Genomic DNA, 25,276 nt, shown 5'->3' with positions numbered 1-25,276 from the left:
CCGCATGTCTGACTTGTCCGCCGAATTCCAAGCCCTTGCCAACTACAAGCCCACGCAAAAAGTGCGCTTCGTCACCGCTGCGTCTTTGTTTGACGGGCATGACGCCGCCATCAACATCATGCGTCGCATCTTGCAGGGCATGGGTGCCGAGGTGATTCACTTGGGCCACAACCGCTCGGTGGACGAAGTGGTGACCGCGGCGCTGCAAGAAGACGTGCAAGGCATTGCCATCAGCTCCTACCAAGGCGGCCACGTGGAGTACTTCAAGTACATGGTCGATTTGCTGCGTGAGCGTGGCGGCGAACACATTCAAGTGTTTGGCGGCGGCGGCGGCGTGATCGTGCCACCAGAAATTCGCGAGCTACAAGCCTACGGCGTGACCCGCATTTACAGCCCAGAAGACGGCCAAAAAATGGGCCTGCAAGGCATGATTGGCGAAATGATCATGCGCTGCGACAAAGACTTGTCGAGCTACGCACCCAAAGCCGTGAAAGAGATTCAAGGCCATGACGAAATGGCTTGGCGCAAATTGGCGCAGCTCATCACCGCACTTGAGAACGAGAAGGCCGATCAAAAGATGGTCGAAGCCGTGCGCAAAGAATCGCTGAACCACAAGGTGCCCGTGCTCGGCATCACCGGCACCGGCGGTGCGGGCAAGTCGTCGCTGACCGACGAGCTGGTGCGTCGCATCCGTTTGGACCAAGGCGATGCGTTGCGCATTGCCGTGATTTCGATTGACCCCTCACGCCGCAAGAGCGGTGGTGCGTTGCTGGGCGACCGCATTCGCATGAATGCCATTTCGCCTTGGAGCAGCGGCCAGCGCGTGTTCATGCGCTCACTGGCCACACGCGACTTTGGCAGCGAAATCAGCGCAGCCTTGCCCGACGTGTTGGCCGCCACCAAGTGCGCGGGCTTTGACCTCATCATTGTGGAAACCTCAGGCATTGGCCAAGGCGATGCCGCCATCGTGCCGCACGTAGACGTGCCCATGTATGTGATGACGCCCGAGTTTGGCGCCGCCAGCCAACTCGAAAAAATCGACATGCTGGACTTTGCTGAGTTCGTGGCCATCAACAAGTTCGACCGCAAAGGCGCCAGCGACGCACTGCGCGATGTGGCCAAACAAGTGCAACGCAACAAAGAAGCGTGGCACACACCCACCGAAGAAATGCCCGTGTTTGGCACCATGGCCGCGCGCTTCAACGACGACGGCGTGACCGCGTTGTACCAAGCCCTCAAAGGTCGTTTGACCGAACTGGGCCTGACCTTCAAAGAAGGCCGCCTGCCACTCGTGAACGTGCGCCACAGCAGCAACCAAACGCCTGTGGTGCCTGCCGCACGCACCCGCTATTTGGCTGAAATCACCGACACCGTGCGCGGCTACAAAAAGCGCGCACGCACACAAGCCAAACTGGCCCGCGAAATTCAACAACTGCGCGAAGCCGCACGCATGCTGGCCGAAGACAAACCAGGCCGTGCCAAAGCCTCTGAAGCCGCCATCGACTTGGCCTTTGCGCGCGAAGAAAACTTAGGCGGCGCAGAGCGCAAGCTGCTGGCCCAATGGCCAGATATGCAAGCCGCCTACGCAGGCGACGAGTACGTGGTGAAGATTCGCGACAAAGAGATTCGCACCGCACTCACCACCAAGAGCCTCTCAGGCACGGTGATTCGCAAAGTGGCCTTGCCCACTTACGAAGACCACGGCGAAATTTTGAAGTGGCTCATGCTCGACAACGTGCCCGGCAGCTACCCCTACACCGCAGGCACTTTTGCCTTCAAGCGCGAGGGCGAAGACCCAACGCGCATGTTTGCGGGCGAAGGCGATCCCTTCCGCACCAACCGCCGCTTCAAGCTGGTGAGCGAGGGCATGGATGCCAAGCGCTTGTCCACCGCGTTTGACTCGGTCACGCTCTACGGCAACGACCCAGACCCACGTCCGGACATCTACGGCAAGGTGGGTAACTCGGGCGTGAACGTGGCCACGCTGGACGACATGAAGGTGCTGTACGACGGGTTTGACCTGTGCAACCCCACCACCAGCGTGTCGATGACCATCAACGGCCCCGCACCTTCCATCTTGGCGATGTTCATGAACACGGCCATCGACCAAAACATCGAGAAGTTCAAAAAGGACAACGGCCGCGACCCGACAGAAACCGAGACCGCGAAGATCAAAGAGTGGGTCATGCAAAACGTGCGTGGCACGGTGCAAGCCGACATCTTGAAAGAAGACCAAGGCCAGAACACTTGCCTGTTCTCTACCGAATTCAGCTTGAAGGTGATGGGCGACATCGCGCAGTACTTTGTGCACAACCAAGTGCGCAACTTCTACAGCGTGTCGATCAGCGGTTATCACATTGCTGAAGCGGGTGCGAACCCCATTTCGCAATTGGCGTTCACGCTTTCCAACGGTTTCACCTTTGTGGAAGCCTACTTGGCGCGCGGCATGCACATTGACGACTTCGCGCCCAACCTGAGCTTCTTCTTCAGCAACGGCATGGACCCCGAGTACACCGTGATGGGCCGCGTGGCGCGCCGCATCTGGGCCGTGGCCATGAAAGAGAAATACGGTGCGAATGAGCGGTCACAGAAACTCAAATATCACATCCAAACTTCTGGCCGTTCCTTGCACGCGCAAGAGATTCAGTTCAACGACATCCGCACCACGTTGCAAGCGCTGATTGCGATTTACGACAACTGCAACAGCTTGCACACCAACGCGTTTGACGAAGCCATCACCACGCCCACCGAAGACTCGGTGCGCCGTGCCATGGCGATTCAGCTCATCATCAACCGCGAGTGGGGCTTGGCCAAAAACGAAAACCCCAACCAAGGTGCGTTCATCATCGAAGAACTCACCGAGTTGGTGGAAGAAGCTGTGCTGGCCGAATTCGAGCGCATTGCCGAACGCGGCGGTGTGTTGGGCGCGATGGAAACCGGCTACCAACGCGGCAAGATTCAAGACGAATCGATGACCTACGAAATGCTCAAGCACACCGGCGAGCTGCCCATCATCGGCGTCAACACCTTCCGCAACCCACATGGCGAGCAAGTGATGGACAAACTCGAACTGGCTCGCTCAACCGAAGAGGAAAAGCAAAGCCAGCTGAACCGCTTGAACGACTTCCACACACGCCACAAAGATGCGGCCGCGGTGCAACTCAAACGCCTGCAACAAGCCGTCATCGACAACGCCAACGTGTTTGAGGTGTTGATGGATGCGGTGCGTGTGTGTTCACTGGGCCAGATCACCAACGCCTTGTTTGAGGTGGGTGGTCAATACCGACGCAACATGTAAGGTCAACCATCCTTGTATTTTTAATATGTCATGTTTAAAATGCAAGGATGTTTCATCGAAAAGCATCCCAAGAAATTCGCAACCACCTGAGTTGGAGCCCTGCCGTTGCCATTCTTGGTGCGCGCCAAATTGGCAAGACAACGCTGGCTCGGCAGATTGCAGCCGAATTTCCAAAGTCGATTTATCTTGACCTTGAAAACAGCCAAGCACGCGCAAAGCTAGAGCAAGCGGATGTATTTTTTCAAGCCCATCGCGATCGCTTGATCGTGCTGGATGAAATTCAAAACGCGCCTGAGCTGTTCAGCACCATGCGTGGAGAGATTGATGCAGAACGACGCAACGGCCGATTTCTGATTCTCGGGTCTGCCTCATTCAAGCTACTTCAACAGTCGCAATCGTTGGCGGGACGTTTGGCTTTGGTGGATATGGCGCCCTTGCTTCTCAGCGAGGTGCATCGCGACTTCGAGGATATTCAAACCCTGTGGTTGCGAGGTGGTTTCCCTAACAGCTATACAGCCCCTAACGATGAGGCCTCATGGCTTTGGCGGGACGGCTTTGTCCGACATTTCTTAAACACGGACCTGCCCGCATTGGGCATCAATGTTGAGCCTGAACTGATGCGGCGCTTTTGGCGCATGACGGCTCACCTACACGGCCAGTTGTTCAATGCATCAAGCATCGCCGCATCGCTTGGGGTGTCATCGCCCACCGTGACACGCTATCTGGATCACTTGGTGCAATGCCTCATGCTGCGTCGATTGGAGCCGTTTCATGCCAATCTCGGGAAACGGTTGGTGAAATCACCCAAAATTTATGTGCGCGACAGTGGTTTGCTTCATTACCTGATGGGCATACACAACATCACCGACATGATGGGGCATCCAATCACGGGCGCGTCTTGGGAAGGATTTTGTGTTGAGCAAATTTGCAACCACTTACCCGCAGGCGCGAGCGTCTCGTTTTATCGAACGGCCGCAGGTGCTGAACTGGATGTGGTGGTCGAAACAGGCCGTCAAACCCTTGGGTTCGAAATTAAATTCTCCTCTGCACCAAAGGTGACCAAAGGTTTTTGGCAAGCATGCGAAGACATCGGCGTTAACCAGGCCTATGTGATCGCCCCCGTGCAAGAGGGCTGGACGATGGCTAACAATGTTCAAGTTATTTCCCCCATCGACATACCGTCATATCTGAACCCTAACATTCACCCATGAGTATTCGCCCACCTTTCATCGCCCCCACCCGTCACACCGACGCCGAGAGCGCGCTTGCCCAAGTGCAAGCCCTGTACCAAACTAGCCTTGATCACTTGCGACTCGCCATGCGCGAGTTTGTGGCGGGCAAGCAGTTTGAGCAACGTGTGCGGGCGTTTTATCCGTTTGTGCGCATCCATACCAAAACGGGGGCGCTGCAAGCCAACAGCGACGGTGGCAGTTTGAGCTACGGCTTTGTGGCCGAGCCTGGCCGCTACGAAACCACCCTCACCCGCCCCGATTTGTTTGCCGCGTATTACCGCGAGCAGTTCCGCTTGCTGCTGCAAAACCACGGCGGCACGCTGGAGGTGGGCATGAGCCATCAGCCTATTCCTGTGCATTTCTCATTCGCCGACAACGACCATGTGGAAGGCGAAATGAGTGCAGAGCGCCGCCAACTCATGCGCGAGGTGTTTGACCTGCCCGACCTCACCGCCATGGACGACGGCATTGCCAACGGCACATTTCAAGCCAAGCCCAATGAGCCGCAACCGTTGTCGCTGTTCACCGCCGCACGCATGGACTATTCGTTGCAGCGTCTGCGCCATTACAGCGGCACCAGCCCCGAGCATTTTCAGAATTACGTGTTGTTCACCAACTACCAGTTCTACATCGACGAGTTTGTGCGTTTAGGCCACGAAGCCATGCAAGACCCGAACAGCGAATACCTCGCGTTTGTGGAGCCCGGCAATGTGGTCACACGCCGCGTTGGCTTGTCCGCGGAAGCCAACGATGCCTTGGGCAAGGTGCCACCGCGCTTACCGCAAATGCCCGGCTACCACTTGGTGCGCGCAGACCACACCGGCATCACCATGGTGAACATTGGCGTGGGCCCCGCCAACGCCAAAAACATCACCGACCACATTGCCGTGCTGCGTCCGCACGCATGGTTGATGCTGGGCCACTGCGCCGGCTTGCGCAACACCCAACAACTGGGCGACTACGTGCTGGCCCACGGCTATGTGCGCGAAGACCATGTGCTGGACGAAGAGTTGCCGCTGTGGGTGCCTATCCCCGCGCTGGCTGAAATTCAAGTCGCGCTAGAGCAGGCGGTGAAGGATGTGACGCAATGCGAAGGCGCCGAGCTCAAACGCATCTTGCGCACAGGCACGGTGGCCAGCACCGACAACCGCAACTGGGAACTGTTGCCCGACAACACGCCGCAACGCCGCTTCAGCCAAAGCCGCGCCGTGGCACTCGACATGGAAAGCGCCACCATTGCAGCCAACGGTTTTCGGTTCCGCGTGCCCTACGGCACGCTGCTGTGTGTGAGCGACAAGCCGCTACACGGCGAAATCAAACTGCCAGGCATGGCCAACCACTTTTACCGCGAGCGTGTGGACCAGCATTTGCGCATTGGCATGCGCGCCATTGAGTTGCTGCGCCAGCAAGGGCCTGCGCAACTGCACAGCCGCAAGTTACGCAGCTTTGCTGAAGTGGCGTTTCAATAAGCCTTACATCAACCACCCAAAAAGAAACCGCCTCAACAGAGGCGGTTTTCACGTGTGCAGGGCGCTGCGTTAAGCGTGCACTGCATCACCCATCTTCTCGCCCAAGCGCACACCTTGGGCAGCTTGCCAAGCAGGGTTGAGCGCAATGGTGTCCTTGGGCCATAGCAACACTACGGTAGAGCCCAACAAGAAGCGGCCCATTTCGTCGCCTTGTTTGAGGCTCAGTTCTTGGTCGTCATAGGCCCACTCGCGCACCGTGCCAGGACGAGGTGGATTGACCACGCCATGCCAAGGTGTGGCCATGCTGCCCACGATGGTGGCGCCGACCAGCACCAACACGTATTGCTGAGGTTTTTCACCGGAAGCAGCAGGCATGTCAAACACACACACCACGCGCTCGTTGCGCGCAAATAAGCCGGGCACACCACGCGCCGTGGCGGGGTTGACCGAGAACAAATCACCGGGCACATGAATCATGCGGCGCAGGCGACCAGCGCTGGGCATGTGGATGCGGTGGTAGTCCTTGGGGCTGAGGTAAATCGTGGCGAACTCGCCGTCTTGAAATTGGGCTGCCAAGGTGGCGTCGCCGCCCACCAGCGCTTGCGTGCTGTAGCTGTGGCCTTTGGCTTGAAACACTTGGTCGCCGTCGATGTGGCCCAACTGGCTGATGGCGCCATCGACGGGGCACACAAACGCGGCATCGGCCAAGAGGCGTGCGCCGGGCTTTAAGGCACGGGTGAAAAAGTCGTTGAAGCAGGCGTACTGCGTGATGTCGGGCTGAGCCGCTTCGTCCATGTTGACTTGGTACTTGCCCACGAACCACTTGATCAAGGCATGGGTCCACTTGCCGCAACGCGCACGCGCCACTGCGCCCGCGAATTGCGTGAGCAGCTGTTTGGGCATCACATATTGGGAAAGAACAAATAAGGTATCGGACACAGTCAAGCCTTGTCAAAAGTTGCATAGATTTTAGGCGCTCCATCAAGCGCTCAAGAATGACGCTTACGGGTTACGAGGCAGTTGCTCGCAGGCACAATGGAACGTATGAGCACCCCATTTTTCGAATGCAACCACCTCCTCAAACGCTACGGTGACAACACTGTGGTGAACGATGTGTCTTTCAGCATCGCGCCTGGCGAATGTTTGGGCGTCATCGGCCCCAACGGCGCAGGCAAAACCACCACGCTGCGCATGTGCCTTGGGCTCGCACAGCCCGATGGCGGCAGCATCAACGCGTTTGGTTTGACGATGCCCGATGACGCGCTGGCCATCAAAGCGCGCTTAGGGGTGGTGAGCCAATTCGACACGCTCGACCCTGACTTCACCTGTGCCGAAAACCTCATGGTGTTTGGCCGCTACTTTGGGATGAAGAAAGCCGACATTCAAGCGCGCATTCCGCAGCTGCTGGAGTTTGCGGCGCTGTCACACAAGGCCAACGCCAAACCGGGCGAGTTGTCGGGCGGCATGAAACGCCGACTTAGCTTGGCCCGCGCCCTGATCAACAACCCCGATTTGCTGCTGCTCGACGAGCCCACAACAGGCCTAGACCCGCAAGCCCGCCACCTGATGTGGGAGCGTTTGCAGCAACTCTTGCAGCAAGGCAAATCCATTTTGCTGACCACCCATTTCATGGACGAAGCCGAGCGCTTGTGCAACCGTTTGTTGGTACTCGACCACGGCAAAAAAATTGCCGAAGGCACGCCGCGTGATTTGATTGCTCAGCACCTTGAGCCCGATGTGGTGGAGGTGTATGGCAGCGGCGCATTGGCTTTGGTGGACAGCCCTATTGCCACCTTGGCGCAACGTGTGGAGACCAGCGGTGAGACCGTGTTTTTCTACACCCAAGACGCGGCGCAATTGCTGCAAGCGCTCAGCGCCCACACAGGCCTGCGCACGCTGCACCGCCCCGCCAATTTGGAAGATTTGTTTTTGAAAATGACCGGACGCCAAATCCGCGAGGAAGGCTAAGCGCGATGAACACCTATTTCCGTTTCTGGCCCGTCTTCTTGCGCAACCTCTTGGTGTGGCGCAAGCTCGCTATTCCCAGCCTCGTGGCCAACATTGCTGAACCCTTGATGTGGCTGGTGGCCTTTGGCTACGGCCTGGGTGCGCTGGTGGGCGATGTCACCCTAGGCACAGACAAAGTGCCCTACATCTTGTTCTTGGCCAGTGGCTCGATCTGCATGAGTGCCATGAACGCCGCCACGTTTGAGGCGCTGTACTCGGCCTTCTCGCGCATGCATGTGCAAAAAACTTGGGACGGCATCTTGAACGCGCCCATGCGATTGGACGATGTGCTGTTGGCCGAAATGCTGTGGGCCGCGTTCAAATCGCTGTTCACCATCACCGCCATCTTGGGCGTGATGTTTGCGCTGGGCATCACCCAAAGTTGGAAGCTCTTGGCTGCGTGGCCCATTTTGTTGTTCGTCGGCATCACCTTCAGCTGTATTGCCTTGATCTTCAATGCACTGGCCAAAGGCTACGACTTCTTCACCTACTACTTCACCCTGTTCCTCACGCCGATGATGTTCTTGAGCGGCGTGTTCTTTCCGCGCGACCAACTGCCGGGCATCGTGCGCGATATCTCAGCATGGCTGCCCCTCACCCAAGCCATTGCCTTGGTGCGCCCCCTATTTCTAGACCAATGGCCTACGGATGCAGCCTTGCACCTTGGCGTTTTAGCCGTCTACACCGTGATCGCTTGGAAGATTGCGCTGCATCTGACGAAGAAACGTTTCCGAACCTGATACAGAGGCAGACGGCACGAGCAACGCGAAGTGCCGCAACAAAAAAACAGATACGACACAAATTGACCGACGTCAGCCAAACGCAATACATCCCCCGCTAATATTGAAGTTTTGATTCAACCCAAACACAAGGATTTCCTAATGAGCAGCATTCAAACCGTAGGCATCATCGGCGCCGGCACCATGGGCAATGGCATTGCACAAGCCTGTGCGGTGTCTGGCGTGAACGTGGTGATGGTCGACATCTCTGAAGCCGCCGTTGCCAAAGGCCTTGCCACGGTGGCGGGCAGCTTGGACCGTTTGATCAAGAAAGAAAAAATCACCGAGGCTGATAAAGCTGCTGCCTTGTCGCGCATCAAAACCAGCACCAGCTACGACGACCTCAAAGGTGCAGAGCTGGTCATTGAAGCTGCCACCGAGAACTATGACCTGAAGGTCAAAATCGTCAAGCAGCTCGACGGCATGTTGGCTCCAGAAGCCATCATCGCGTCCAACACATCTTCGATTTCCATCACCAAGCTCGCTGCCGTCACCGCGCGTGCTGACCGCTTCATTGGCATGCACTTTTTCAACCCCGTGCCCATGATGGCACTGGTAGAAATCATCCGTGGTTTGCAAACCTCCGATGCCACACACGCTGCTGTGCACGACCTGTCTACTCGCTTGGGCAAAACGCCCATCACCGTCAAGAACGCACCGGGCTTTGTGGTCAACCGCATCTTGGTGCCCATGATCAACGAAGCCTTCTTTGTGTTGGCCGAAGGCGTGGCCTCAGCCAAAGACATCGACGCTGGCATGATGCTTGGTTGCAACCAACCCATCGGCCCCTTGGCTTTGGCCGACATGATTGGCTTGGATGTGTGCTTGGCCGTGATGGAGGTGTACTTGCAAGAGTTTGGCGACAGCAAATACCGCGCATGCCCCTTGCTCAAAGAGATGGTCGCGGCAGGCCACTTGGGCCGCAAGACAGGCCGCGGCGTTTACTCGTATTAAACAAGCGTCCCAGCCACGTCGCACGCGTTGACATGAAGTACGCCCTGCTCTCAGACATCCATAGCAACTTGCACGCACTTGATGCGTGCTTGGCGCATGCGCAAACGCAAGGCGCGGAGCGCCTGGCCATCTTGGGTGATTTGGTGAGCTATGGTGCCTTTCCTGCCGAGGTGGTGGCACGCTGCCAAAAGCTTCAGCAAGAAGGTGCCATCGTGCTGCGTGGCAACCATGAAGAGCTGATTCAAACGCACAACATCAACTCGGCCAACCCCAACCCTTCGTTGGGCAGCCAAACGGCTGAATGGACACACAACCAGCTGTCCCCCGCGCAACGCTTTTGGTTAGAAATCTTGCCGCTCACCGCACAGGTGGACCACATGCTGTTGGTCCACGCCAGCGCCGATGCGCCTGACCGCTGGCGTTATGTGGAAGACGAACGCACCGCCAGCCTGAGCTTGGATGCCGCTTGCGCCCACCCCGATGTGCGCTATGTGTTTGGTGGCCATGTGCACCACCAGTCGTTGTATTACCGGGGCACAGGCCGTCAGTTGATGGCGTTCAAGCCCACGTCGGGCGTGCCCATCCCCACCCCCAAACACCGCCAGTGGATTGCCACCATTGGCTCGGTGGGCCAACCACGCGACGGCAACCCACGCGCCATGTACGCGGTGTTTGACAGCACGGCGGCCAGGCTCACCTTCCACCGCGTGGCCTATGACCATCGCGCGGCCGCTCGTGCCGTGCGCGAAGCAGGCTTGCCCGAGTTCTTTGCGCAACGCTTGGAGACCGGCAAGTGAAACGCCTAGAAGCGGGCACCGAGCTGGACGGGTTCCGCATTGGCGCTTGCTTGCATGCAGGCGGCATGGCCCACATTTATGAAGTGACCTATGCCGACGAGCGCCCCGCGCCGTTTGACATGGTGATGAAAGTACCACGCATGACGGCGGGCGATGGCGCTGAAAACATTGTGGGCTTCGAAGTGGAGCATCAAATTTTGCAAGTACTGCAAGGCACGCATGTGCCACGTTTTGTGGCGGCAGGCGATTTGGTGAACATGCCCTACTTGGTGATGGAGCATGTGCCCGGCCTTACCTTGCAGCAAGTGTTGGACGCACACACGCACAACCGCACACGGGCAGAAGTAGCCGACATCACGCGCCTTGGTGCGGCCATCGCCCGCGCTGCCCACAGCCTGCACCAACAAAACACCTGCCACCTAGACATCAAGCCCGCCAACGTGCTGATGCATCCAAACGGTCACGCCGTTTTGCTGGATTTTGGTTTGTCGTCCCACGCGCATTACCCCGACTTGCTGGCCGAAGAGCTGCGCAAAGCCGTGGGCTCACCCGCTTGGATTGCGCCCGAACAAGTGGTGGGCGTGCGCGGCGACCCGCGCAGCGACATCTTTGCCATTGGCGTCATGCTGTACGAACTGGCCACGGGTGAGTTGCCCTTTGGCAATCCACAAACCAATGGTGGTATGCGCCAGCGTTTGTGGATGGACCCCACGCCACCGCGCCGCTTGCGCGACGACTTGCCCGAGTGGTTTCAAGAAGTGGTGCTGCGTTGCCTAGAGCCCGAAGCGGCCAAGCGCTATCCATCGGCCGCGCATTTGGCATTTGACCTGGAGCATCCAGAACAGATCAAGGTCACCAAGCGCGGCAAGCAGGTGCTTGGCACGCCGTTCTTCACGCACTTCAAACGTTGGCTCAAAGCAGCAGGCATGCACTACCAGCCTAGCCCACTGCCATCGCAGCAAATTGATGAAATTCCCATCGTCATGGTGGCAGTGCCAAACCACGAGGCCAGCGATGCCACCTTGTATTCGCTGCGTCAGTCTGTGGCGCGCTCTTTGGGTTTGCGGCCTGGCGCACGCTTGGCGGTGGTGACGGTGATTTCGCCCAACCTCAGTAGCTCGTCAGAACACGACAAGAGCGAAACCACCCTACACCGCCAATACCGCACCATGCTGCAGCAATGGGCGCAACCACTGGATTTGAGCGAACACCAAACCTCGTACCACGTGCTTGAAGCAAGCGATGTCGCCAACGCCATCGTGCGCTACGCCGAAGGCAATAACGTGAGCATCATCGTCATGGGTGCGGCCACACATGGCTTGCAGATGCAACGGTTTGTCGCGACTATCCCTATCAAGGTGGCCATGGACGCGCCCTGCACCGTGATTTTGGTGAAGCAGGCGTTGCCGTTTGAGCACTTGAACAACTAAGCCAAACGCCCACAAAAAAGCCACCCGAAGGTGGCTTTTGTTTTTGTCACAAGCTCAATTGTGGGTTTAGTCAGCGTACACGCCCGCAGCCTGAATGATCGGGCCCCACTTGGCGATTTCAGCCGCCACAAACTTCTTGTGCTCGGCGCCATCGGTGCGCTTGTCCGTCACGACCACAGCGCCCAAGCCTTGTTGCTTCTTGAGGAACTCGGGGTCTTTCAGAGCCACCTTCAACGCTTTGTTGATCTTGGCGGTCACCTCAGCAGCTGTGCCTTTAGGGGCATACAAACCGTGCCAAATGGTGACTTCAAAACCTTTGAGGCCTGACTCATCCAAAGTAGGCAAATACTTCAAGGCAGGCGTGGTCAAACGCTTGGTGGTGGTGACAGCGAAAGCCTTGACAGTTTTGGCTTCGATTTGGCTGGTGGTGTTGGTGGTTTGGTCACACAGCAAATCGATTTGGCCGCCCATCAAGTCGTTCATCGCAGGTGCCGTGCCTTTGTAAGGCACTGTCGTCATGTCGGTCTTGAGTGCGTTTTGGAACAACAAGCCGCACAGGTGTGAGGCGGCGCCCAAACCGGCGTTGCCCAAATTGACGGCGCCTTTGTTTTGTGCAATCCAAGCTTGCAACTCTTTGAAGTTGGTCGCAGGCAAGGTGGGACGACCGATCAAGGTCATGGGCACTTCGTTGACCATGCCCAAGTACTCAAAATCTTCGGTGGTGTTGTAAGGCATCTTGCGGTACAGGGCTGGCGATGTGGCCATGCCGATGTGGTGCAAAAGGATGGTGTGGCCGTCTTGCGGCGCTTTGGCAACCTTGTTGGCGCCAATCGTGCCGCCTGCGCCAGCCACGTTTTCAACCACCACGTTGGCGCCCAAAGGCTTGCGCAAAGCTTCAGCCAAATCACGCGCGACGCGGTCAGTCGGGCCGCCAGCCGTGAACGGCACAACGATGGTGACAGGCTTGTCTTTGATCGGGAAATCGGCGGCGTTTGCGCCAGTCAAAGTGGCCACAGCCAGCAAGCTCAAAGCGAATAGTTTTTTCATGAGGTCTCCTTAATGACAGTTCATGATAGTAGCGCCCAAGATGCCTTAAAAAACAGCGGGAATTACGTAAGCCCCTTGAGCTAGGTCAACCCCGCTGCAGATGGGTGTCACTGGTAGGTGCGGGCGTCTTCGATGACCTTGCCGTCGTTGGGTAAACTGCCCAGCGCCACCAAGCTCACATCGGCACGCAGCTTGGTGATGTCGCGCACGGCATCCCCAATTTTTTGTGCCAAGCCTTCGGCCTCGGCGGCTTCAACCTTCAACGACATTTGGTCGTTGGCCATTTCGCCCGTCACCACCAAACGCGCACGTTTGATTTCGGGGAAACGTTTGACCACTTCGGCCACTTGGCCTGGGTGAACAAACATGCCGCGGACTTTGGTGGTTTGGTCGGCACGACCCATCCAGCCTTTGATGCGCACGTTGGTGCGACCTGTGGGGCATTGCCCCGGCAGCACAGCCGACAAGTCGCCGGTGCCAAATCGAATGAGTGGGTAATCAGAATTCAGCGTGGTGATGACGAGCTCACCCACCTCGCCTTCGGGCACAGGGTCACCGGTGCCAGGACGCACGATCTCAACGATCACACCTTCGTCCAGCACCAAGCCTTCACGGGCTTCGGTTTCATACGCAATCAAGCCGAGGTCGGCCGTGGCGTAGCACTGGTAGCCCGCGATGCCGCGCTCGGCCAACCAATCGCGCAAGCTGGGAGGAAAGGCTTCGCCTGACACCAAGGCTTTGGTGACCGTGGGCAACTTCACGCCCATCTCGGCTGCTTTTTCCACAATGATTTTCAAGAAGCTGGGCGTGCCGATGTAGCCGGCAGGCTTCAACTCAGCCATGGCGCCTACTTGCTGTTCGGTCTGGCCTGTGCCGCCCGCAAACACGGTGCAACCAATGGCGTGTGCCCCCGTTTCCATCATCGAGCCCGCAGGCGTGAAGTGGTAGCTGAAGCAGTTGTGTGCAAGTTCACCCGCGCGAAAGCCTGCGGCGTAAATGGCACGGGCCATGCGCCAGTAATCTGGGCGCGCACCTTCAGGTTCATAAATGGTGCCAGGGCTGGCAAACACGCGCGGCATGGCTTTGCCAAAGCCAATGGCAGAGAAGCCGCCAAACACATTGGTGGCACGTTGTTCTTGTTGCTGCGCCAACAACTCGTATTTGCGAATCACGGGCAACTTGGCCAGCGCTTCACGGCTGGTGATGCTGGCGGCGTTCACACCGGCCAATGACTTGGCAAATGCGGGCGAGTTCTTTTGTGCATGCGCCACTTGCGCCGGCAGCGCGGCCATGAGTGCGGCCTCGCGCTCGACGGGGTTGCGGGTTTCGAGTGCGTCGTAGTGCTTGGACATGTGCGAGCCCTACTTATGCCAACCAACGCTTGCGGCGCTTGTAGCTCTTGGCGTCTTTGAAGCTCTTGCGTTCGCCGCCACCCATGCCGAGGTAAAACTCTTTCACGTCTTCGTTGTTGGCCAAGTCAGAGGCGGCACCGTCCATCACGATGCGGCCAGACTCCATGATGTAGCCGTAGTCGGCGTACTTCAAAGCCATGTTGGTGTTTTGCTCGGCAATCAGGAAGGTGACTTTTTCTTTCTCGTTCAAGTCTTTGACGATGTTGAACACCTCTTCCACAATTTGTGGCGCCAAGCCCATGGAGGGCTCGTCTAACAACACCATGTTGGGGCTGGCCATGATGGCGCGACCAATCGCGCACATTTGCTGCTCGCCACCTGATGTGTAGGCCGCTTGCGAGGTGCGGCGCGTTTTCAAACGAGGGAAGTAGTTGTAGACCTTCTCCAAGTTGGCCTCAATCTCGCCTTTGCTGCTGCGGGTGTAGCTACCGGTCAACAAGTTTTCTTCGATGGTCAAGTGGGCGAAACAGTGACGCCCCTCCATCACTTGCACCACACCGCGCTTGACCAAATCGGCGGGCGTGAGGTTTTCGATGCGCTCGCCGCGAAACTCAATGCTGCCCTTGGTCACCTCACCGCGCTCGCCTTGCAGCAAGTTCGAGATGGCACGCAAGGTGGTGGTTTTGCCTGCGCCGTTGCCACCTAGCAAAGACACGATGCGGCCTTCTGGCACGCTGAGCGAAACGCCCTTGAGCACCAAGATGACGTGGTTGTAAATGACTTCAATGCCATTGACGTTGAGAACGATGTTGTTGGCGCTCATAACTTACCTTGCTAAAAAAACGTTGTTGGGTTGGACCAAACCGCAAGCCCCTTGGGAGCCTGTGGTTTGGTGGCTCGTGAGAGCCACCAAACTGTCACAGCGTGACGACCCTCAAATTACAGCTGGCAGTCTGCGGCGCTACGACGCTGGATTTTTTTCTCAGCAGCGTATTTGTCAGCAGCAGCTTTCACCATGGGCTTCATGATTTGTTCGTCGGCTTGGTACCAATCAGAGGACCAAACAAACTTAGAACCATCCCATGTGTGCATGCGTGTCCATGCGCTACCCATGTGGTCTTGGCAGCTGGTCGACAAAGGACGGAGCACGCCTTTGAAGCCCAAGGTGTCCAACTTGGCTTGCGTCAAGTTCAGGTTTTCATAACCCCAACGAGCTTGCTCGCCGGTCATGACCTTGCCTTTACCGAAACGCTCTTGCGCGGCGCGAACACCTTCAATGCCGTACATCGCGGCTTGCACGCCACGCATGTAAAGCACATCGCCCACTTCTTCAGCAGGGCCTGTGCCTTGCTTTTTGCCGTGCACTTTGGCGAGGATTTCTTTCACAACATCAGACTTCTTCTCTGCGCCGTGTTGCATCATCACCGCGGTGTAACCCTTGGCGCCTGCGCCAACGTCTTTGACGTCTGGCTCAGCACCCGCCCACCACACGCCATACATTTTTTCGCGTGGGTAGCCTGTGGCTTGCGCTTCTTTCAACGCAGTGGAGTTCATCACACCCCAACCCCAGTTGACGACGTAGTCAGGGCGGTTTTGGCGAATTTGCAACCAGGTTGACTTTTGCTCAACGCCTGGATGCGTCACGGGCAACAGGCTCAGTTGGAAGCCGTGCAAAGCTGCGCGCTCTTGCAACATGGGGATGGCTTCTTTGCCGAATGGGCTGTCGTGGTACATCAACGCGATCTTTTTGCCCTTGAGTTTGTCAAGGCCGCCTTCACGCTTGCCGATGTCTTGGATGATGGTGTCAGCAGCCACCCAATAGGTGCCAGCCAATGGGAAGTTCCACTTGAACACGCCACCGTCTTGTGACTCACTGCGGCCCAAGCCAGGTGTCAACACGGGGATTTTGTCGATCGGTGCTTTTTCAGTCAGCGCAAAGGTGATGCCTGTGGACAAAGGCTGGAACACGGTGGCGCCGCCGTTCTTGCCCTTCAAGCGCTCGTAACACTCCACACCACGGTCTGTGGCGTAAGCGGTTTCACACTCTTCATAAATGACTTTGACGCCGTTGATGCCGCCACGCTCATTGGTGAGCTTGAGGTAGTCAATGAAACCGTTCGCAAAAGGAATGCCGTTAGGGGCATAGGCACCTGTGCGGTACACCAGCGCAGGGAAAAACTGCTCTTTGGCTTGTGCAGCAGCTTGCGTGCTCACCAAGCTGCCGGTGATGGCAGCAGCGAACAAGGTCACGGCTGTTGTGATTTGACGAAACTTCATGGGTTGTCTCCTGTTAAAAGTTTTTTAGAGGTCAAGGAAAATCAATGAGGGAAAGGCCACAGGCGAAGCTTTTGTTTGGCAATCGACCACAGCTTTGCCAAGCCGTGTGGCTCAACAATCAGGAACCAAACAATCAGCGCACCAAAGACCATGGACTCCACGTGCGACACGGTGGCGGTGGAGATGGCGATACCAAACACCTCGCCAAACACGGGCAAGAACTGGTTCAAGAAAATGGGCAAGATCACGATGAAGGCGGCACCAAAGAAGCTGCCCATGATGGAACCCATGCCGCCGATGATGACCATGAACAGCAACTGGAAGCTGCGGTCAATCGAGAACGCAGCAGGCTCCCACGAACCCAGGTGAATAAAGCCCCACAACGCACCCGCCACGCCCACGATGAATGAGCTCACCGCGAAAGCACTGAGCTTGGCGTAAACAGGGCGAATGCCAATCACGGCAGCGGCCACGTCCATGTCGCGAATGGCCATCCACTCACGGCCAATGGCAGAGCGCACCAAGTTTTTGGCGAGCAAGCCAAAGACCACGAGAAACGACAAGCAGAACAAATACTTTTCGACAGGGGTGCCGACAGGCAAGCCCATCACGCTCAAGTTCGACACCGAGACCGAGCCTGATGCGTTGTTGTTGGTGAACCAACCAATGCGCAAGAAAGCCCAATCGCAGAAGAACTGCGCAGCCAAGGTGGCGACCGCCAAGTACAAGCCTTTCACACGCAAGCTGGGAATCCCGAAAAAGATACCCACCAGCGTGGCAAAGAAACCGCCCGACAGCAAGGCCAAGATCAGCGGCACACCCTCAATGCGGATGTAGGTGTTGTAGGCCATGTAGGCGCCCACCGCCATGAAGGCGCCTGAGCCCAATGAAATCTGACCGCAGTAGCCCACCAAGATGTTCACCCCCAACGCTGCCAACGACAAGATGAGGAAGGGAATCAAAATAGCGCGGTACATGTACTCGTCGACCATCGCCGGAATGCCGATGAAAGCAAATGCGACCAGCGCAAGAATGACCCAGCGATCTTGGGCAATCGGAAAGATCTGTTGATCTGTGCGATAGCTCGTTTTGAATTGACCGTTTTCTCTGTAAAACATTTCTTTTTCTCCTTACACGCGGTCAATGATTTTTTCGCCGAACAAACCTTGTGGACGGAACAACAAGAAGACCAAGGCCAACACATAGGCAAACCAAATCTCAATGCCGCCGCCCACCATGGGGCCGACATACACCTCAGAGAGTTTTTCCCCGACGCCGATGATCAAACCGCCAATGATGGCGCCAGGCACCGAGGTCAAACCGCCCAAAATAATCACGGGCAAGGCACGCAAAGCCACGGTGGTCAGCGAGAACTGCACCCCCATCTTGGAGCCCCAAATGATGCCGGCGACCAACGCCGTCAAGCCAGCCACAAACCACACGATGACCCAAATGCGGTTGAGTGGAATACCGATCGACTGAGCCGCTTGGTGGTCATCGGCCACAGCGCGCAGTGCGCGGCCTGTGGTGGTTTTTTGGAAAAACATCGACAACACGAACACCAGCAAAGCAGCAATGCAAGCGGCATACACGTCTTCGAGGTTGATCATGACGCCGCCTTCAAAGACAGAGTCAAGCAAGAACACGGGATCTTTGGGCATGCCCACATCAATCTTGTAAATGTCGCTGCCAAAGATGCCTTGGCCCAAACCGTCCAAGAAGTAGGTGATGCCCAAGGTGGCCATCAGCAAGGTCACGCCTTCTTGGTTGACCAAGTGGCGCAACACCAAGCGCTCGATCGTCCAAGCCAACACAAACATGCACGCGCCAGCCAACACAAAGGCAATCACGTTGGCCAAAAACTGGCTGTTGATGCCGAGCCAGCCAGGCACCCACTCGGAAAAACGAGCCATGGCCAGCGCCGCAAACAACACCATCGCGCCTTGCGCAAAGTTGAAAACGCCTGAGGCTTTGAAAATCAAGACAAAGCCAAGTGCGACCAACGAATACAACATGCCGGCCATCAGGCCGCCGAAAAGGGCTTCTAGAAAAAATGCCATGTTCTTGTCCTTAGTGTGAAGTGCCGAGGTAAGCGCTGATGACTTCCTCGTTGTTGCGCACCTCATCGGGGGTGCCATCGCCAATCTTTTTGCCGTAGTCAAGCACGACCACGCGATCCGAAATGTCCATCACCACGCCCATGTCGTGTTCAATCAACACGATGGTGGTGCCGAACTCTTCGTTCACATCCAAAATGAAGCGGCACATGTCTTGTTTCTCTTCGACGTTCATGCCGGCCATGGGTTCGTCGAGCAGCAACACTTGTGGCTCCATCGCCAAGGCGCGACCTAAGTCGACGCGCTTTTGCAAACCGTAGGGCAGCTGGCCCACAGGCGTTTTGCGGTGCGCTTGGATTTCCAAAAAGTCGATGATGTGTTCAACCTTTTCGCGATGCTCTTCTTCCTCGCGTTGTGCGGGGCCGATGCGCAAGGCCTGCATGAACAGGTTGCTCTTGATGCGCAGGTTGCGGCCCGTCATGATGTTGTCAATCACGCTCATGCCTTTGAACAAGGCCAAGTTTTGGAAGGTGCGCGCAATGCCCATGGTGGCCACTTGGTGGCTGTCCATGTGGTCGAAGGTTTGACCGCGGAAAGTGATGGAACCTTCTGAAGGCGTGTACACCCCGTTGATGCAGTTGAGCATGGAGCTCTTGCCCGCACCGTTGGGGCCAATGATGGCGCGCACTTCGTGCTCGCGCACGTTGAAGGAAATGTCGGTCAGCGCCTTGACGCCACCGAAACGCAAACTGATGTTTTTGACGTCGAGGATGACGTCGCCGATTTTCTTGCTCATGCTGCTTTCCCCACAGGCGCGAAGGTTTTGGCGTCAGACAGTTTGAGCGTGGCGCTCACGCTGCCGGTGCGACCGTCTTCAAACTTCACCACGGTTTCAATGAATTGCTCGGTCGCGCCGTTGTACAGGGCGCCCACCAAGGCGTCGTATTTTTCGGCGATGAAACCGCGACGCACTTTGTTGGTACGGGTGAGTTCGCCATCATCGGCATCGAGTTCTTTGTGCAACACGAGGAAGCGGCTCACTTGGCTACCGGCCAAGAGTTCGTCAGCAGCGAGATCAGCATTGACCTTCTCAACGCACTCTTTGATCAACTGATACACCTCAGGCTTTTGCGCCAAATCGGTATAGCCGGCGTAAGGCAGGTTTTGACGCTCAGCCCAATTACCCACGGCTTCCATGTCGATGTTGATCATCACGCACACTTTTTCGCGTTGGTCGCCATAGGCCACCACTTCTTTGATGTGCGGGAAAAACTTGAGTTTGTTCTCGACGTACTTGGGCGCAAACATGGCGCCGTCGTTGCTGCCGCCTTTGATGCGGCCCACGTCTTTGACGCGGTCAATGATTTTCAAATGGCCATGCGCATCCAAGAAGCCCGCGTCGCTGGTGTGGTACCAGCCATCGGCGGTCAGCACTTCAGCCGTGGCTGCGTCGTTTTTGTAATAGCCTTTAAGCAAACCTGGCGACTTGACCAAGATTTCACCGTTGTCGGCGACTTTGATTTCAACGCCCGCGCAGGGCACGCCCACGGTGTCGGCGCGTGCTTCGTGGTCGGGCTGCAAGCAGACGAACACGGCGGTTTCGGTGGAGCCATAGAGCTGCTTCAAGTTCACACCGATGGAACGGTAGAAGCTGAACAAATCGGGACCAATCGCCTCACCGGCGGTGTAGGCCACGCGCACGCGGCTCATACCGAGGTTGTTGCGCAGCGGGCCGTAGACAAAGAAATTGCCCAAGGTGTAGAGCACTTCGCCTACCAAACCAATCGACTTGCCGTCCATTTTGGTGGGGCCGTATTTGCGAGCCACATCCATGAAGTAATGGAACATGTTGCGCTTGATGACGCCAGCATCTTCCATGCGAATCATCACGCTGGTGAGCAAGCCTTCAAACACGCGGGGTGGCGCGAAGTAGTAAGTGGGGCCGACTTCCTTCAAGTCGATGGTGACGGTGGCGGCTGACTCGGGGCAGTTCACCACATAACCGCAATACAACCACTGGGCGTAGCTGAAAATGTTTTGGCCAATCCAAGCGGGTGGCAAATACGCCAACACGTCTTCGTGCGAAGTGAGCTTGTCAAACAAGGCGCCGGCTTCAGCACGGTTGATGAGCGAGTTGTGCGTGTGCACCACACCTTTGGGGTTGCCTGTGGTGCCCGATGTGAAGAACATCGCGCCCACGTCGTCGGTGTGTGCTTTCTCCACTTCGTCCAGATAGAAGCCTGGGTGTTGCTTGGCAAACACGGCGCCAGCAGCCAGCAACTCTTCGAGGGAGGCCAAGCCTGGCTCGTCGTATTTGCGCAAGCCGCGTGGGTCATCAAAAAAGATGTGTGAGATTTGTGGGCATTGCTCACGAATCTCGAGCAGCTTGTCCACTTGCTCTTGGTCTTCCACGACGCAAAAACGCACGTCCGCGTTGTTGAGCGGGAACACGCACTCAGGGCCAGCGGCATCTTGGTACAAAGGAATTGGAATGGCACCCAACGATTGGGCCGCCAACATGGTGGCGTACAAGCGGGGACGGTTAGAACCCACCACCACCATGTGTTCGCCGCGCGTCAAACCTGCTTGGTGCAAGCCGCACGCCATGTGCTCCACCATTTGAGCCATATCGGCCCAAGAGGTGGTTTGCCAAATGCCGTATTCCTTCTCGCGCATGGCTGGCGCACTGGGGCGCTCGCTGGCATGCTTGAGTAACAGTCGTGGGAACGTGGTCTGCATTCCTAATCCTTGCTTTGTGTGTCGACAAAAAATCATGACGCGTAGGTGACGCGTTTTGATGTTGGGTGCGATCGTAGGACCGGATTTGACGCCAAGTTGTCGTTTCGACGACAATTTAGGGTAGACACTGAGCAGTGATTACCCGAATAAAACTTTTCTATTGATCAGAATCCATGGCGCAAACACCCACCGTTTACCAGCGACGACGCGCACTGACCGAGCAAGAACTCAAGCTCATTCCGTGGTTTGGCTTGCTCAAAGAAAACGAGCGCAACCGCATTGAATCTCAGCTGGTGGTGAGCGACCCCATGCCCGGCGACTACGTGTGCCGCATGGGCCGCCAAGCCACGTATTGGTTTGGCGTGGTGGAAGGCTTGCTGAAAATGAGCACGGACAGCGCCAGTGGCCGCACCATCACCTTCACGGGCGTCCCGCCCGGCGGTTGGTTTGGCGAGGGCACGGCCATCAAGCGCGAAACGTACCGCTACAACATCATGGCCTTGCGACGCAGCGTGGTGGCAGGCTTGCCGATCGAAACGTTTCATTGGCTGCTAGACAACTCCATCGGCTTCAACCGCTTTGTAATGAACCAACTCAACGAACGCTTGGCGCAGTTCATTGAAGCGCGAGAAATTGACCGATCTACCGACCCTGACGTGCGCGTGGCACGCAACTTGGCCGCGCTGTTCAACCCCACGTTGTTTCCAGGTGTGGGCGAGATTTTGCGCATCACGCAGCAAGAGCTGGCTTACCTTGTTGGCCTGTCGCGCCAACGTGTGAATGTGGCGCTGAATCGGCTGGAAGAGCAAGGCGCGATTCGCATTGAATATGGCGGCATGCGCGTGCTCGACTTGGCGGCTTTGCGCGCCAGCGGCACTTAGAATTTGCCTCTTATGTCAGACACCCCCTCAGAACTCATCCGCCTCAACAAACGCATGGCCGAACTCGGCCTGTGCTCACGCCGCGAGGCCGATGCGTGGATTGAACAAGGCTGGGTGTTGGTCAATGGCCGCCCCGCTGAAATGGGCGTGAAGGTTGGCCCGAACGACCGTGTTGAGGTGGACCCACGCGCCAAGGGCCACCAAGACACCCAAGTCACTATTCTTTTGCACAAGCCCATGGGCTATGTGAGCGGCCAAGCCGAAGACGGACATGAGCCCGCCATCATGCTGATCAACCCTCGCACGCATTGGGCGGGCGATTCGTCCAAGCGACGCTTCACGCCCCCACACTTGCGCAGCCTCGCCCCTTCGGGCCGACTCGACATCGACTCCACGGGCTTGTTGGTGTTGACGCAAGATGGACGCGTGGCACGCCAATTGATCGGTGAAGACTCGGAGATGGAAAAAGAATATTTGGTGCGCGTGACCTACACCGGCCACGAAAACACCGCCGCGGCCACCGCCGCCTCTGCCACGTACGGCGGCAGAGCGAATCAACTCAGCGCCATTGGCGACCACGACCGCGTGACCAACAATGTGCAGGCTGTGTTTCCGAAAGCGCAACTCGAACGCTTGCGCCACGGCTTGAGCTTGGACGGCAAGCCTCTCAAACGTGCACAGGTGGAATGGCAAAACCCAGAGCAACTTCGCTTTGTGTTGACCGAGGGCAAAAAACGCCAAATTCGCCGCATGTGCGAACAAGTCGGCCTTCAGGTCGTGGGCCTCAAACGCATCCGCATTGGGCACGTGCAACTGGGGCAACTGCCTGCTGGGCAGTGGCGCTACCTCGGCGCGCACGAGCGCTTTTAAGTTGCGCGCATTTCCCGCGTTTGATGCCTCTTGAAATTGAGGCCCACGCCCCGCATCTTGGGGCGTTGTTTTTTGTAATTTAGTTTTTGAAGACCATGACCAAACAAACCCATTCCTTCCAAGCCGAAGTGTCGCAACTGCTGCACCTCGTCACGCATTCGCTGTATTCCAACAAAGAAATCTTCTTGCGCGAGCTGGTGTCCAACGCCTCTGACGCCTGCGACAAGCTGCGCTACGAAGGCCTAAACAACGATGCTTTGTTTGAAGGCAACGCAGACCTCGAAGTGCGCGTGAGCTTTGACAAAGACGCCCGCACCTTGACCATTGCTGACAACGGCATTGGCATGAGCCAAGAAGAAGCCATTGCCCACCTCGGCACGATTGCCAAGAGCGGCACACGCGAATTCATGGGCAAACTCAGCGGCGACCAAAAGACCGATGCCAAAGACCAAGGCGCTTTGATTGGCCAGTTTGGCGTGGGCTTTTATTCGGGCTACATCGTGGCGGACCGCATCACGGTGGAATCTCGCCGCGCAGGCTTGAAGGCCAGCGAGGGTGTGCGCTGGAGCAGCACCGGCACGGGTGACTTTGAGGTGGAGACCATCACCCAAGCGGAGCGTGGCACCAAGATCATCTTGCACTTGCGTGATGATGCCGAGGAATACCTGAGCGCTTGGAAGCTCAAGTCGGTCATCAACAAATACTCTGACCACATCTCGTTGCCTATCCGCATGCGCAAAGAAGAATGGAAAGAGGGAGAAAACGACCAACCCGGCGAAATGGTGTTGACCGATGAATGGGAAACCATCAACCAAGCCAACGCGCTGTGGGCTCGCGCGAAGAAAGATGTGACTGACGAACAGCACAACGAGTTCTACAAACACATCAGCCACGACTTCGAGCCACCTTTGGCTTGGAGCCACAACCGTGTGGAAGGCAGCACCGAGTACACACAGTTGCTGTACATCCCCAGCAAAGCGCCGATGGACTTGTTCAACCGCGACAAAAAGTCGGGCTTGAAGTTGTACGTGAAGCGCGTGTTCATCATGGACGACGCCGAAGCGCTGATGCCCTCTTACCTGCGCTTCATCAAAGGCGTGGTGGACTCAGCCGATTTGCCACTGAACGTGAGCCGTGAGTTGCTGCAAGAAAGCCGCGATGTGAAAGCCATTCGCGAAGGCAACACACGCCGCGTGTTGGCCGTGTTGGAAGACTTGGCCAAGTACGACAAAGCCCCCGTGGCGGGCGACGATGGCGTGACTGACGCGACAACCGAAGGTGTCACTGACGTTCTCAGCGACGAAGACAAAGCCAAGCAAGGCAAGTACAGCCAGTTCTACGCGGAGTTTGGCTCCGTGCTGAAAGAAGGCTTGGGCGAAGACTTTGCCAACAAAGACAAGCTCGCCAAGTTGTTGCGCTTTGCCAGCACCAGCACAGACGCTGTGACCGTGTCTTTCGCCGACTACAAAGCGCGCATGAAAGAAGGCCAAGAGGCCATCTACTACATCACCGCCGACTCATTGGCTGCGGCCAAGAACAGCCCACAACTCGAAGTGTTCCGCAAAAAAGGCATCGAAGTGCTGTTGATGACCGACCGCGTGGACGAGTGGGCCTTGAACTTTGTACAAGAGTTCGACGGCACGCCATTGCAATCGGTCGCCAAAGGCGCTGTGGACTTGGGCTCGTTGCAAGACGAGGCCGAGAAGAAGGCTGCCGAAGACGCCGCCGAAGCTTTCAAGCCCGTGCTGGCCAAGCTCAAAGAAGCCCTGAAGGACAAAGCCGACGATGTGCGCGTGACCACCCGCTTGGTTGACTCGCCCGCCTGCTTGGTGGTGAAAGACCATGGCATGTCCATGCAACTGGCCCGCATGCTCAAGCAAGCAGGTCAGCAAGCGCCTGAGATGAAACCCATCTTGGAAGTGAATGCTGAGCATGCCTTGGTGAAGAAGCTGGGCGGTGACGCCAACCCCAACTTCAACGACTTGGCGCACATCTTGTTTGACCAAGCTTTGTTAGCCGAAGGTGGTTTGCCCGAAGACCCTGCCGCCTATGTGAAACGGGTGAACGCACTCTTGGTGTAAAACACC

General features: G+C 56.9%; 19 protein-coding genes and 1 pseudogene. 11 read left to right on the top strand and 9 right to left on the bottom strand.

What is annotated here, in order from left to right; translation table 11 throughout:
- Positions 1 to 4: 4 nt before the first annotated feature.
- From icmF to B9Z44_RS08495, 3 genes are read left to right on the top strand one after another with little or no spacing between them, the layout of a single operon-like run.
- A complete protein-coding gene (gene icmF / locus B9Z44_RS08505) occupies positions 5 to 3,298 on the top strand; it encodes a fused isobutyryl-CoA mutase/GTPase IcmF (RefSeq protein ID WP_108402169.1) in 3,294 nt (1,097 codons plus the stop codon).
- 47 nt (positions 3,299 to 3,345) lie between these two features.
- Complete coding sequence (locus B9Z44_RS08500; protein WP_108402168.1) at positions 3,346 to 4,509, top strand: ATP-binding protein; 1,164 nt, start codon at positions 3,346 to 3,348, stop codon at positions 4,507 to 4,509.
- Entirely contained in the window at positions 4,506 to 5,999 is a 1,494-nt protein-coding gene (locus B9Z44_RS08495) for an AMP nucleosidase (RefSeq protein WP_108402167.1), read from the top strand. The genes B9Z44_RS08500 and B9Z44_RS08495 overlap by 4 nt, the downstream gene beginning before the upstream one ends.
- A 69-nt stretch (positions 6,000 to 6,068) precedes the next feature.
- On the opposite strand, the gene asd is transcribed toward B9Z44_RS08495, so the two are convergent.
- Positions 6,069 to 6,938: an archaetidylserine decarboxylase gene (asd, locus tag B9Z44_RS08490; protein WP_108402861.1), complete on the bottom strand. Its 870-nt coding sequence runs from the start codon at positions 6,936 to 6,938 to the stop codon at positions 6,069 to 6,071.
- 177 nt (positions 6,939 to 7,115) lie between these two features.
- Between asd and B9Z44_RS08485 the strand changes: the two are divergent.
- From B9Z44_RS08485 to B9Z44_RS08465, 5 genes and pseudogenes are all read left to right on the top strand, one after another.
- Positions 7,116 to 7,967 (top strand): annotated as a pseudogene (locus tag B9Z44_RS08485) (ATP-binding cassette domain-containing protein); the annotation flags it as partial.
- 5 nt (positions 7,968 to 7,972) lie between these two features.
- Positions 7,973 to 8,746 (top strand): ABC transporter permease, encoded by a 774-nt coding sequence (locus B9Z44_RS08480; protein WP_108402166.1) that lies wholly within the window; start codon positions 7,973 to 7,975, stop codon positions 8,744 to 8,746.
- Between the two features lie 141 nt (positions 8,747 to 8,887).
- Complete coding sequence (locus tag B9Z44_RS08475) at positions 8,888 to 9,739, top strand: 3-hydroxybutyryl-CoA dehydrogenase (protein ID WP_108360218.1); 852 nt, start codon at positions 8,888 to 8,890, stop codon at positions 9,737 to 9,739.
- 32 nt (positions 9,740 to 9,771) lie between these two features.
- Positions 9,772 to 10,536: a metallophosphoesterase family protein gene (locus tag B9Z44_RS08470; protein WP_108402165.1), complete on the top strand. Its 765-nt coding sequence runs from the start codon at positions 9,772 to 9,774 to the stop codon at positions 10,534 to 10,536.
- Positions 10,533 to 11,966: a bifunctional serine/threonine-protein kinase/universal stress protein gene (locus tag B9Z44_RS08465; RefSeq protein ID WP_108360220.1), complete on the top strand. Its 1,434-nt coding sequence runs from the start codon at positions 10,533 to 10,535 to the stop codon at positions 11,964 to 11,966. The genes B9Z44_RS08470 and B9Z44_RS08465 overlap by 4 nt, the downstream gene beginning before the upstream one ends.
- A 66-nt stretch (positions 11,967 to 12,032) precedes the next feature.
- Here B9Z44_RS08465 and B9Z44_RS08460 read toward each other — a convergent pair whose 3' ends face one another.
- From B9Z44_RS08460 to B9Z44_RS08425, 8 genes are all read right to left on the bottom strand, one after another.
- The gene (locus tag B9Z44_RS08460) at positions 12,033 to 13,013 is read right to left on the bottom strand and encodes a tripartite tricarboxylate transporter substrate-binding protein (RefSeq protein WP_108402164.1); all 981 of its coding nucleotides are present in this window, start codon (positions 13,011 to 13,013) and stop codon (positions 12,033 to 12,035) included.
- Positions 13,014 to 13,120: 107 nt separating this feature from the next.
- Positions 13,121 to 14,365, bottom strand: a complete 1,245-nt coding sequence (locus B9Z44_RS08455; RefSeq protein WP_108402163.1) for a phenylacetate--CoA ligase family protein — start codon at positions 14,363 to 14,365, stop codon at positions 13,121 to 13,123.
- A gap of 13 nt (positions 14,366 to 14,378) precedes the next feature.
- A complete protein-coding gene (locus B9Z44_RS08450) occupies positions 14,379 to 15,188 on the bottom strand; it encodes an ABC transporter ATP-binding protein (RefSeq protein WP_108360223.1) in 810 nt (269 codons plus the stop codon).
- A 116-nt stretch (positions 15,189 to 15,304) separates the two neighbouring features.
- Complete coding sequence (locus B9Z44_RS08445; RefSeq protein WP_108402162.1) at positions 15,305 to 16,642, bottom strand: ABC transporter substrate-binding protein; 1,338 nt, start codon at positions 16,640 to 16,642, stop codon at positions 15,305 to 15,307.
- A gap of 41 nt (positions 16,643 to 16,683) precedes the next feature.
- Positions 16,684 to 17,760 (bottom strand): branched-chain amino acid ABC transporter permease, encoded by a 1,077-nt coding sequence (locus B9Z44_RS08440; RefSeq protein WP_108360225.1) that lies wholly within the window; start codon positions 17,758 to 17,760, stop codon positions 16,684 to 16,686.
- Between the two features lie 12 nt (positions 17,761 to 17,772).
- The gene (locus B9Z44_RS08435; RefSeq protein WP_108360226.1) at positions 17,773 to 18,702 is read right to left on the bottom strand and encodes a branched-chain amino acid ABC transporter permease; all 930 of its coding nucleotides are present in this window, start codon (positions 18,700 to 18,702) and stop codon (positions 17,773 to 17,775) included.
- 10 nt (positions 18,703 to 18,712) lie between these two features.
- The gene (locus B9Z44_RS08430) at positions 18,713 to 19,495 is read right to left on the bottom strand and encodes an ABC transporter ATP-binding protein (protein WP_108360227.1); all 783 of its coding nucleotides are present in this window, start codon (positions 19,493 to 19,495) and stop codon (positions 18,713 to 18,715) included.
- On the bottom strand, positions 19,492 to 21,438 hold the full coding sequence (locus tag B9Z44_RS08425; protein ID WP_108402161.1) for an AMP-dependent synthetase/ligase: 1,947 nt from the start codon (positions 21,436 to 21,438) through the stop codon (positions 19,492 to 19,494). Before B9Z44_RS08425 ends, B9Z44_RS08430 begins: the two co-directional genes overlap by 4 nt.
- Positions 21,439 to 21,611: 173 nt before the next feature.
- Between B9Z44_RS08425 and B9Z44_RS08420 the strand changes: the two genes are divergently transcribed.
- The 3 genes from B9Z44_RS08420 (at position 21,612) to htpG (ending at position 25,270) form a co-directional block, all read left to right on the top strand.
- On the top strand, positions 21,612 to 22,319 hold the full coding sequence (locus B9Z44_RS08420) for a Crp/Fnr family transcriptional regulator (protein WP_108360229.1): 708 nt from the start codon (positions 21,612 to 21,614) through the stop codon (positions 22,317 to 22,319).
- A 12-nt stretch (positions 22,320 to 22,331) separates the two neighbouring features.
- Complete coding sequence (locus tag B9Z44_RS08415; protein WP_211308694.1) at positions 22,332 to 23,189, top strand: pseudouridine synthase; 858 nt, start codon at positions 22,332 to 22,334, stop codon at positions 23,187 to 23,189.
- A 95-nt stretch (positions 23,190 to 23,284) separates the two neighbouring features.
- Positions 23,285 to 25,270, top strand: a complete 1,986-nt coding sequence (htpG, locus tag B9Z44_RS08410) for a molecular chaperone HtpG (RefSeq protein ID WP_108402159.1) — start codon at positions 23,285 to 23,287, stop codon at positions 25,268 to 25,270.
- Positions 25,271 to 25,276: the final 6 nt, after the last annotated feature.

Source organism: Limnohabitans curvus (assembly GCF_003063475.1).
GTDB lineage: Bacteria > Pseudomonadota > Gammaproteobacteria > Burkholderiales > Burkholderiaceae_C > Limnohabitans > Limnohabitans curvus.
This window is presented reverse-complemented; position numbering and strand designations above follow the sequence as displayed.

Bases quoted from the DNA above. Each gene is read 5' to 3' on its own strand.
- icmF (WP_108402169.1), top strand. From the start codon at position 5: ATGTCTGACTTGTCCGCCGAATTCCAAGCCCTTGCCAACTACAAGCCC.
- B9Z44_RS08500 (WP_108402168.1), top strand. From the start codon at position 3,346: ATGTTTCATCGAAAAGCATCCCAAGAAATTCGCAACCACCTGAGTTGG.
- B9Z44_RS08495 (WP_108402167.1), top strand. From the start codon at position 4,506: ATGAGTATTCGCCCACCTTTCATCGCCCCCACCCGTCACACCGACGCC.
- B9Z44_RS08480 (WP_108402166.1), top strand. From the start codon at position 7,973: ATGAACACCTATTTCCGTTTCTGGCCCGTCTTCTTGCGCAACCTCTTG.
- B9Z44_RS08475 (WP_108360218.1), top strand. From the start codon at position 8,888: ATGAGCAGCATTCAAACCGTAGGCATCATCGGCGCCGGCACCATGGGC.
- B9Z44_RS08470 (WP_108402165.1), top strand. From the start codon at position 9,772: ATGAAGTACGCCCTGCTCTCAGACATCCATAGCAACTTGCACGCACTT.
- B9Z44_RS08460 (WP_108402164.1), bottom strand. From the start codon at position 13,013: ATGAAAAAACTATTCGCTTTGAGCTTGCTGGCTGTGGCCACTTTGACT.
- B9Z44_RS08455 (WP_108402163.1), bottom strand. From the start codon at position 14,365: ATGTCCAAGCACTACGACGCACTCGAAACCCGCAACCCCGTCGAGCGC.
- B9Z44_RS08450 (WP_108360223.1), bottom strand. From the start codon at position 15,188: ATGAGCGCCAACAACATCGTTCTCAACGTCAATGGCATTGAAGTCATT.
- B9Z44_RS08445 (WP_108402162.1), bottom strand. From the start codon at position 16,642: ATGAAGTTTCGTCAAATCACAACAGCCGTGACCTTGTTCGCTGCTGCC.
- B9Z44_RS08440 (WP_108360225.1), bottom strand. From the start codon at position 17,760: ATGTTTTACAGAGAAAACGGTCAATTCAAAACGAGCTATCGCACAGAT.
- B9Z44_RS08435 (WP_108360226.1), bottom strand. From the start codon at position 18,702: ATGGCATTTTTTCTAGAAGCCCTTTTCGGCGGCCTGATGGCCGGCATG.
- B9Z44_RS08430 (WP_108360227.1), bottom strand. From the start codon at position 19,495: ATGAGCAAGAAAATCGGCGACGTCATCCTCGACGTCAAAAACATCAGT.
- B9Z44_RS08425 (WP_108402161.1), bottom strand. From the start codon at position 21,438: ATGCAGACCACGTTCCCACGACTGTTACTCAAGCATGCCAGCGAGCGC.
- B9Z44_RS08420 (WP_108360229.1), top strand. From the start codon at position 21,612: ATGGCGCAAACACCCACCGTTTACCAGCGACGACGCGCACTGACCGAG.
- B9Z44_RS08415 (WP_211308694.1), top strand. From the start codon at position 22,332: ATGTCAGACACCCCCTCAGAACTCATCCGCCTCAACAAACGCATGGCC.
- htpG (WP_108402159.1), top strand. From the start codon at position 23,285: ATGACCAAACAAACCCATTCCTTCCAAGCCGAAGTGTCGCAACTGCTG.